The 6633-nt window shown below is 53.1% G+C and carries 5 protein-coding genes; 2 read left to right on the top strand and 3 right to left on the bottom strand.

Translation table 11 applies throughout. From position 1 onward, the window contains the following. Positions 1 to 168: 168 nt before the first annotated feature. From aroA to F153LOC_RS15425, 3 genes are all read right to left on the bottom strand, one after another. Positions 169 to 1452 (bottom strand): 3-phosphoshikimate 1-carboxyvinyltransferase, encoded by a 1284-nt coding sequence (gene aroA, locus F153LOC_RS15435; protein ID WP_102105143.1) that lies wholly within the window; start codon positions 1450 to 1452, stop codon positions 169 to 171. A gap of 70 nt (positions 1453 to 1522) precedes the next feature. Continuing rightward, entirely contained in the window at positions 1523 to 2611 is a 1089-nt protein-coding gene (gene serC, locus F153LOC_RS15430) for a 3-phosphoserine/phosphohydroxythreonine transaminase (protein WP_102105144.1), read from the bottom strand. Positions 2612 to 2773: 162 nt separating this feature from the next. Next, complete coding sequence (locus F153LOC_RS15425; protein ID WP_100777002.1) at positions 2774 to 3466, bottom strand: DUF421 domain-containing protein; 693 nt, start codon at positions 3464 to 3466, stop codon at positions 2774 to 2776. Between the two features lie 138 nt (positions 3467 to 3604). Between F153LOC_RS15425 and ycaO the strand changes: the two genes are divergently transcribed. Continuing rightward, positions 3605 to 5365: a 30S ribosomal protein S12 methylthiotransferase accessory factor YcaO gene (gene ycaO, locus F153LOC_RS15420; RefSeq protein WP_102105145.1), complete on the top strand. Its 1761-nt coding sequence runs from the start codon at positions 3605 to 3607 to the stop codon at positions 5363 to 5365. Positions 5366 to 5771: 406 nt separating this feature from the next. Continuing rightward, positions 5772 to 6629: a formate transporter FocA gene (gene focA, locus F153LOC_RS15415; protein ID WP_123429160.1), complete on the top strand. Its 858-nt coding sequence runs from the start codon at positions 5772 to 5774 to the stop codon at positions 6627 to 6629. The last annotated feature ends 4 nt before the right edge of the window (positions 6630 to 6633 follow it).

Below are 6633 nucleotides of genomic sequence, written 5' to 3'. Positions count from 1 at the left end.
CATGGTTAAATCCTTATCAGTTATGGGGATAACAGATTCGGATTTTCCCATGAGTAGCATTATTGGCAGAGCCAACTTATTGCTGACCACCTCCATAGGAGGTGGTGTTCATGCAGGGATAAAAAAAGCCGACTCGTGGTCGGCTTTTTCGTCTCACCCAGGGAAGAATCAGGCAAGTGTGCTAATGCGCGCCAGCTGTTCGAAATAGTCCGGGAACGTTTTTGCGGTGCATTTCGGGTCCAGAACGGTCACTGGCGTATCGGACAAGGCCACCAGCGAGAAACACATCGCCATACGGTGATCGTTGTATGTACCGATCTCTGCAACCTGCAGTTTGGCTGGTGGCGTCACGCGAATGTAGTCTTCGCCCTCTTCCACTTCAGCGCCCACTTTACGTAGCTCCGTCGCCATCGCAAACAGGCGGTCCGTCTCTTTTACGCGCCAGTTGTAGATATTACGTAGCGTTGTGGTGCCTTTGGCAAACAGTGCTGCCGTCGCAATGGTCATCGCCGCATCAGGAATATGGTTCATATCCATATCGACCGCGTTCAGCTCACCGCGGGTACAGGCGATAAAATCATCGCCCCAGGTGATGACGGCGCCCATTTTTTCCAGCACGTCGGCAAAGCGAATGTCGCCCTGAACGCTGTTACGCCCGATACCGGTGACTTTCACCGTGCCGCCTTTAATCGCACCGGCCGCGAGGAAATAGGAGGCGGATGACGCATCCCCTTCCACCAGATAGTGGCCCGGCGACTGATACTGCTGCGCACCACGCACCACGAAGCGCTGATACGCCTGGTTTTCCACCTCGACGCCAAACGTCTTCATCAGATGCAGGGTGATATCAATGTAGGGTTTGGAAACCAGATCCCCTTTGATGGTGATCACCGTATCCTGAGATGCCAGCGGTGCCGTCATCAGCAGCGCCGTCAGGAACTGGCTGGAAACGCTACCGTCTACTGCGACTTCGCCGCCCGTAAATCCACCGCGAAGACGCAGTGGTGGGTAATTTTCCTGCTCCAGATAGTCAATCTGCGCGCCGCCCTGACGCAGGGCATCCACCAGATGACCGATCGGGCGCTCTTTCATGCGTGGCTCGCCGGTCAGCACAACATTGTTGCTGCCCAGGCACAGCGCCGCCGCCAGAGGGCGCATTGCCGTACCCGCGTTGCCGAGAAACAGCTCCAGCTCGTCGACAGTTTGCAGCGCACCGCCGTTGCCCGTCACTTCACAACGCGTACGATCGGCTGACAGCGTGTACTGAACACCTAACGCGTTCAGCGCATTCAGCATATGGCGAACGTCGTCACTATCCAGCAGGTTAGTGAGAACAGTGGTGCCATTTGCCAGAGCAGCCAGCAGCAGGGCGCGGTTCGAGACACTTTTTGAACCAGGCAGATTAATGGTGCCATCTACCCGCGCGATCGGTTGTAACGTCAGGGATTCCATGAAACTTAACTCTCAAATCAACATAATAAAAACCCCGCAGCGAGGCTACGGGGGTGAAAAACTCGCGCAATTAACCGTGGCGACGTTCGAAGTCGGCCATAAAATCAGTCAGCGCTTTGACGCCTTCCAGCGGCATCGCATTGTAGATGGAAGCACGCATGCCGCCGACCACGCGGTGGCCTTTCAGGGCATGCAGACCCGCCGCGAAGGACTCTTCGAGGAACAGCTTATCAAGATTGCTGTCAGCCAACTGGAACGGCACGTTCATGCGAGAACGATTCGCGCTGGCCACGTCGTTGCGATAGAAGCCGCTGCCATCAATCGCGCTGTACAGAAGGGTCGCTTTTTGCTGATTGATCTTGTCCATCTGCGCCACACCGCCATTTTTCTTCAGCCATTTGAAGACAAGGCCAGAAAGATACCAGGCGAAGGTCGGCGGGGTGTTAAACATGGAGTCGTTATCATTCAGAACGGTATAGTCCAGAATCGACGGGCAGGCCTGGTGCGCTTTGCCCAGCAGATCTTCGCGGACAATCACTAACGTTAAACCAGCCGGGCCAATGTTCTTCTGCGCGCCAGCATAAATCACGCCGTAGCGGCTGACATCCAGCGGGCCAGAGAGAATGGTTGAGGATAAATCAGCCGTTACGACGACGTTGTCGCCAAAGTTCGGCTCTTCGTGAATGGCGATCCCGTCGATAGTCTCGTTCGGGCAGTAGTGAAGATAGGCCGCGTCGCTGGACAGCTGCCATTCACTCATCGGCTTCACGCCGCGCAGGCCATCAACAGTAATTTTGGCGTCGATAACATTCGGGGTGCAGTATTTTTTGGCTTCTTTCACTGCGCTGGCGGCCCAGTAGCCGGCATCAACGTAGTCTGCGGTGGTTTTGTCGCCGAGCAGATTCAGCGGGATGCCGGCAAACTGACCGCGCCCGCCGCCGTGGCAGAACAATACTTTGTAGTTCGAGGGAATATTCAGCAGATCGCGAAAATCTTTTTCTGCCTCTTCCGCCACCTGGATAAACTCTTTTCCACGATGGCTAATTTCCATCACCGATGTACCGAGACCCTGCCAGTCGCAAAGCTCCTGCTGAGCCTGTTTAAGCACATCCGCCGGTAGCATTGCCGGACCTGAACTGAAATTAAAGACCTGAGCCATTTACCCTCACCACGCTAAAAGCCATAAGTTATAACTGTGGATATCGGTTTTATCATTCAGTGACACGCGCCGCAATGTCTAAAACTTATGACCGGGAAAATGTGTCCCCGCTCACACAAAACAATCTGCCAGCGCGTTGTCACAAAACCGACAAATTGGCTGTCAGGTGACGCGTTTAGCCCGGCTCACCTTCGTCCATACTGGATTCGCACAGCGAGGGCAAAGTTGATGATCGCCCGGCTGCATCGTCAGAACATGGCTACAGCGTCGACAGGCGTACTCTCCTGCCTCCGGGACGGTGGTAAAGCGTTCAACGTATTCATCCGGCAAAATGCATAAACCCGGTTTCACGTCATCATCGTCATAGTAGTAGACGCTAATCTGCCCGTTCGTTTCCATGATCGCCAGCCGCACCTGGCCCAGCTGTTCCACGCTGTTTAAGCGCAGCTCCATGAAAAACTCAAATTCAGTCATGTTAGCGCTGCGCACCTTCTCCCAGGCCAGTTGCCCTTCTTCGACAATCACCACCGGCTTACCTTCCAGCAGATCCTCGATTTTTTCGCTTTTCGACATCAGCCACATCACCAGCCGATAGAGCAAGCCCAGCGTGACAAAAACGATCAACACCGGAATCATCGGCACATCGTCATAAAACGCGACGTCACCGGCCGCAGAGCCGAGTGTCAGAATGATCAGGACTTCAAACAGTGACATCTGCCTAACGCCGCGCCGCCCTGTGATTTTGAGAAACAGAAACACCAGAATAAAGGTGTAGAGGCTGCGCAAAGCCACTTCCCCTAAGAACTCAAGCGGGACTTTGTCGAACGCCATCCGCTGAAGATCGAACGCTTTCATTTTTATTCGCCTTAACAGTAAGTTACTGCTGATAAGCATAGCTGAGTCTTTTATTTTCGCTCTTCTCCTCGCGAAGATAGCGCCTGCCACGCAAAACCCGTATCATTGCGCGCTTTACGTACGATAAAAGTGATCGCCATGACTCAAACATTTATCCCCGGCAAAGACGCCGCTCTGGAAGATTCCATCGCTCGCTTCCAGCAGAAACTGACCGACCTGGGTTTTAATATCGAAGAAGCCTCCTGGCTCAACCCGGTACCTCACGTCTGGTCTGTCCATATTCGCGACACCGACTGTGCGCTGTGCTTTACCAATGGTAAAGGCGCCACCAAAAAAGCGGCTCTGGCTTCTGCCCTGGGTGAGTATTTTGAGCGCCTGTCCACCAACTACTTCTTCGCTGATTTCTGGCTGGGCGAAACCATCGCCAACGGCCCGTTCGTGCACTACCCGAACGAAAAGTGGTTCCCGCTGACGGAAGATGACACGCTGCCGGAAGGCATTCTGGATGCGCGTCTGCGCAAGTTCTACGATCCGGATAACGAACTGACCGCCGGTATGTTGGTCGATCTGCAGTCCGGTAACGATGAGCGTGGTATCTGCGCCCTGCCGTTTACCCGTCTGTCTGACGATCACACTGTTTATATCCCGATGAACATCGTCGGCAACCTGTACGTGTCCAACGGCATGTCCGCAGGTAATACCCGTAACGAAGCCCGCGTGCAGGGGCTGTCCGAGGTGTTTGAGCGTCATATCAAAAACCGTATTATCGCCGAGTCCATCAGCCTGCCGGAAATCCCGAGCGAGGTACTGGCGCGCTATCCGGGCGTGGTGGAATCTATCGCTAAACTGGAAGCAGAAGGTTTCCCAATCTTTGCTTACGACGGCTCTCTGGGCGGTAAATACCCGGTAATCTGCGTGGTACTGTTCAACCCGGCGAACGGCACTTGCTTCGCGTCGTTTGGCGCCCACCCTGACTTCGGTGTGGCGCTGGAACGTACCGTCACCGAGCTGCTTCAGGGCCGTAGCCTGAAAGATCTCGATGTCTTTACCCCGCCAACGTTTGACGACGAAGAAGTGGGCGAACACACCAACCTCGAAACGCACTTCATCGATTCAAGCGGTTTGATCTCCTGGGATATGTTCAAGCAGGACGCCGACTATGAATTCGTGGACTGGAGTTTCTCCGGCACCACGGAAGAAGAGTTCGCCACGCTGATGGCAATCTTCAAAGCAGAAGATAAAGAAGTGTACATCGCCGATTACGAGCACCTGAGCGTCTACGCTTGCCGTATTATCGTGCCGGGCATGTCCGACATTTATCCGGCAGAAGATCTGTGGCTGGCCAACAACAGCATGGGCAGCCATCTGCGCGAAACGCTGCTGGCTCTGCCGGGTAGCGAGTGGGAAAAAGAGGATTATCTGAACCTGATCGCCCAGCTGGACGACGAAGGCCACGACGATCTTACCCGCGTACGCGAGCTGCTGGGCCTGGCAACCGGCAAAGACAATGGCTGGTACACCCTGCGTGTGGGCGAGCTGAAATCCATGCTGGCCCTGGCCGGTGGCGATCTGGATCAGGCTCTGGCCTGGACGGAATGGACCATTGAGTACAACCAGTCGGTCTTCAGCCCTGAGCGCGCTAACTATTATCGTTGCCTGCAGACCCTGCTACTCCTGTCTCAGGAAGAGGATCGTCAGCCGCTGCAATATCTCAATGCGTTCGTGCGTATGTACGGTGCCGACGCTGTTGAAGCCGCCAGCGCCGCACTGAGCGGTGAAGCGCCGTTCTATGGCCTTCAGGCTGTCGATAGCGATCTGAAAGCCTTCCCGGCGCATCAGTCACTGCTCAGAGCTTACGAAAAACTGCAGCGCGCGAAAGCGGCCTACTGGTCAAAATAAGCGCACATAGCATTACAGACAGTAGGCGTATTTCCACGTCTGGGCTATATTACGGGGCAATTTCATTGCCCCGTTTTTTTATTTCTTTTGCAATGAATTTTGATTGTAATAATAAAGTTAATTACAGGTAAATATAATTATGCTTACCTGGGCTTTACTGTTACTTTTTAGGGTAATTACTCCATTTTAATTAACTGCTTCGGGAGAGGTTACAGGAAATAATTCAACTCTTTTCATAACTTTTAAAATTTATTTTTATACGGATAATCAAAAACTTACTCCGCATTTGTTGCAAAACCATGCGCTTTGCGGGCCTATAAGCCAGGCGAGATATGATCTATATCAATTTCTCTTCTATAATGCTTTGTTAGTATCTCGTCGCCGACTTAATAAAGAGAGAGTTAGTGTGAAAGCTGACAACCCTTTTGATCTATTACTCCCAGCTGCGATGGCCAAAGTTGCCGAAGAAGCGGGTGTCTATAAAGCAACGAAACACCCGATGACGACGTTCTATCTGGCGATTACCGCTGGTGTGTTCATCTCCATCGCCTTCGTCTTCTACATCACTGCGACAACCGGTACTGCTGCGATGCCTTTCGGTATTGCGAAACTGATTGGCGGTATCTGTTTCTCACTGGGCTTGATTCTGTGCGTCATTTGCGGCGCCGACCTCTTTACCTCAACGGTGCTTATCGTGGTGGCAAAAGCGAGCGGAAGAATCACCTGGGGTCAGCTGGCGCGCAACTGGATTAATGTCTACGTTGGCAACCTGATTGGCTGTTTGCTCTTTGTACTGCTTATGTGGTTATCCGGCGAGTATATGACCGCCAACGGTGGCTGGGGACTCAACGTCCTGCAAACCGCTGACCACAAAATGCATCACACCTTTATCGAAGCCGTCGCTCTCGGCATCCTCGCAAACCTGATGGTCTGCCTGGCAGTCTGGATGAGCTACTCTGGCCGCAGCCTGATGGACAAAGCCATGATTATGGTTCTGCCGGTTGCGATGTTCGTTGCCAGCGGCTTTGAGCACAGTATCGCAAACATGTTTATGATCCCGATGGGTATCGTAATCCGCAACTTTGCGAGCCCGGAGTTCTGGACCGCAGTTGGTTCAACCCCGGAAAGTTTCTCTCACCTGACTATTATGAACTTCATCACAGATAACCTGATCCCTGTCACTATTGGGAACATTATCGGTGGGGGTCTGCTGGTTGGGTTGACATACTGGGTCATTTACCTGCGTGGCGACAATCATCATTGATGGT

Origin of the sequence: Lelliottia sp. F153, assembly GCF_002870005.1 — a bacterium.
Taxonomy (GTDB): Bacteria; Pseudomonadota; Gammaproteobacteria; order Enterobacterales; family Enterobacteriaceae; genus Enterobacter; species Enterobacter nimipressuralis.
This window is presented reverse-complemented; position numbering and strand designations above follow the sequence as displayed.

What these genes read in the sequence shown, in the direction of transcription:
- aroA (WP_102105143.1), bottom strand. Translation starts at nt 1,452, where the DNA reads ATGGAATCCCTGACGTTACAACCGATCGCGCGGGTAGATGGCACCATT.
- serC (WP_102105144.1), bottom strand. Translation starts at nt 2,611, where the DNA reads ATGGCTCAGGTCTTTAATTTCAGTTCAGGTCCGGCAATGCTACCGGCG.
- F153LOC_RS15425 (WP_100777002.1), bottom strand. Translation starts at nt 3,466, where the DNA reads ATGAAAGCGTTCGATCTTCAGCGGATGGCGTTCGACAAAGTCCCGCTT.
- ycaO (WP_102105145.1), top strand. Translation starts at nt 3,605, where the DNA reads ATGACTCAAACATTTATCCCCGGCAAAGACGCCGCTCTGGAAGATTCC.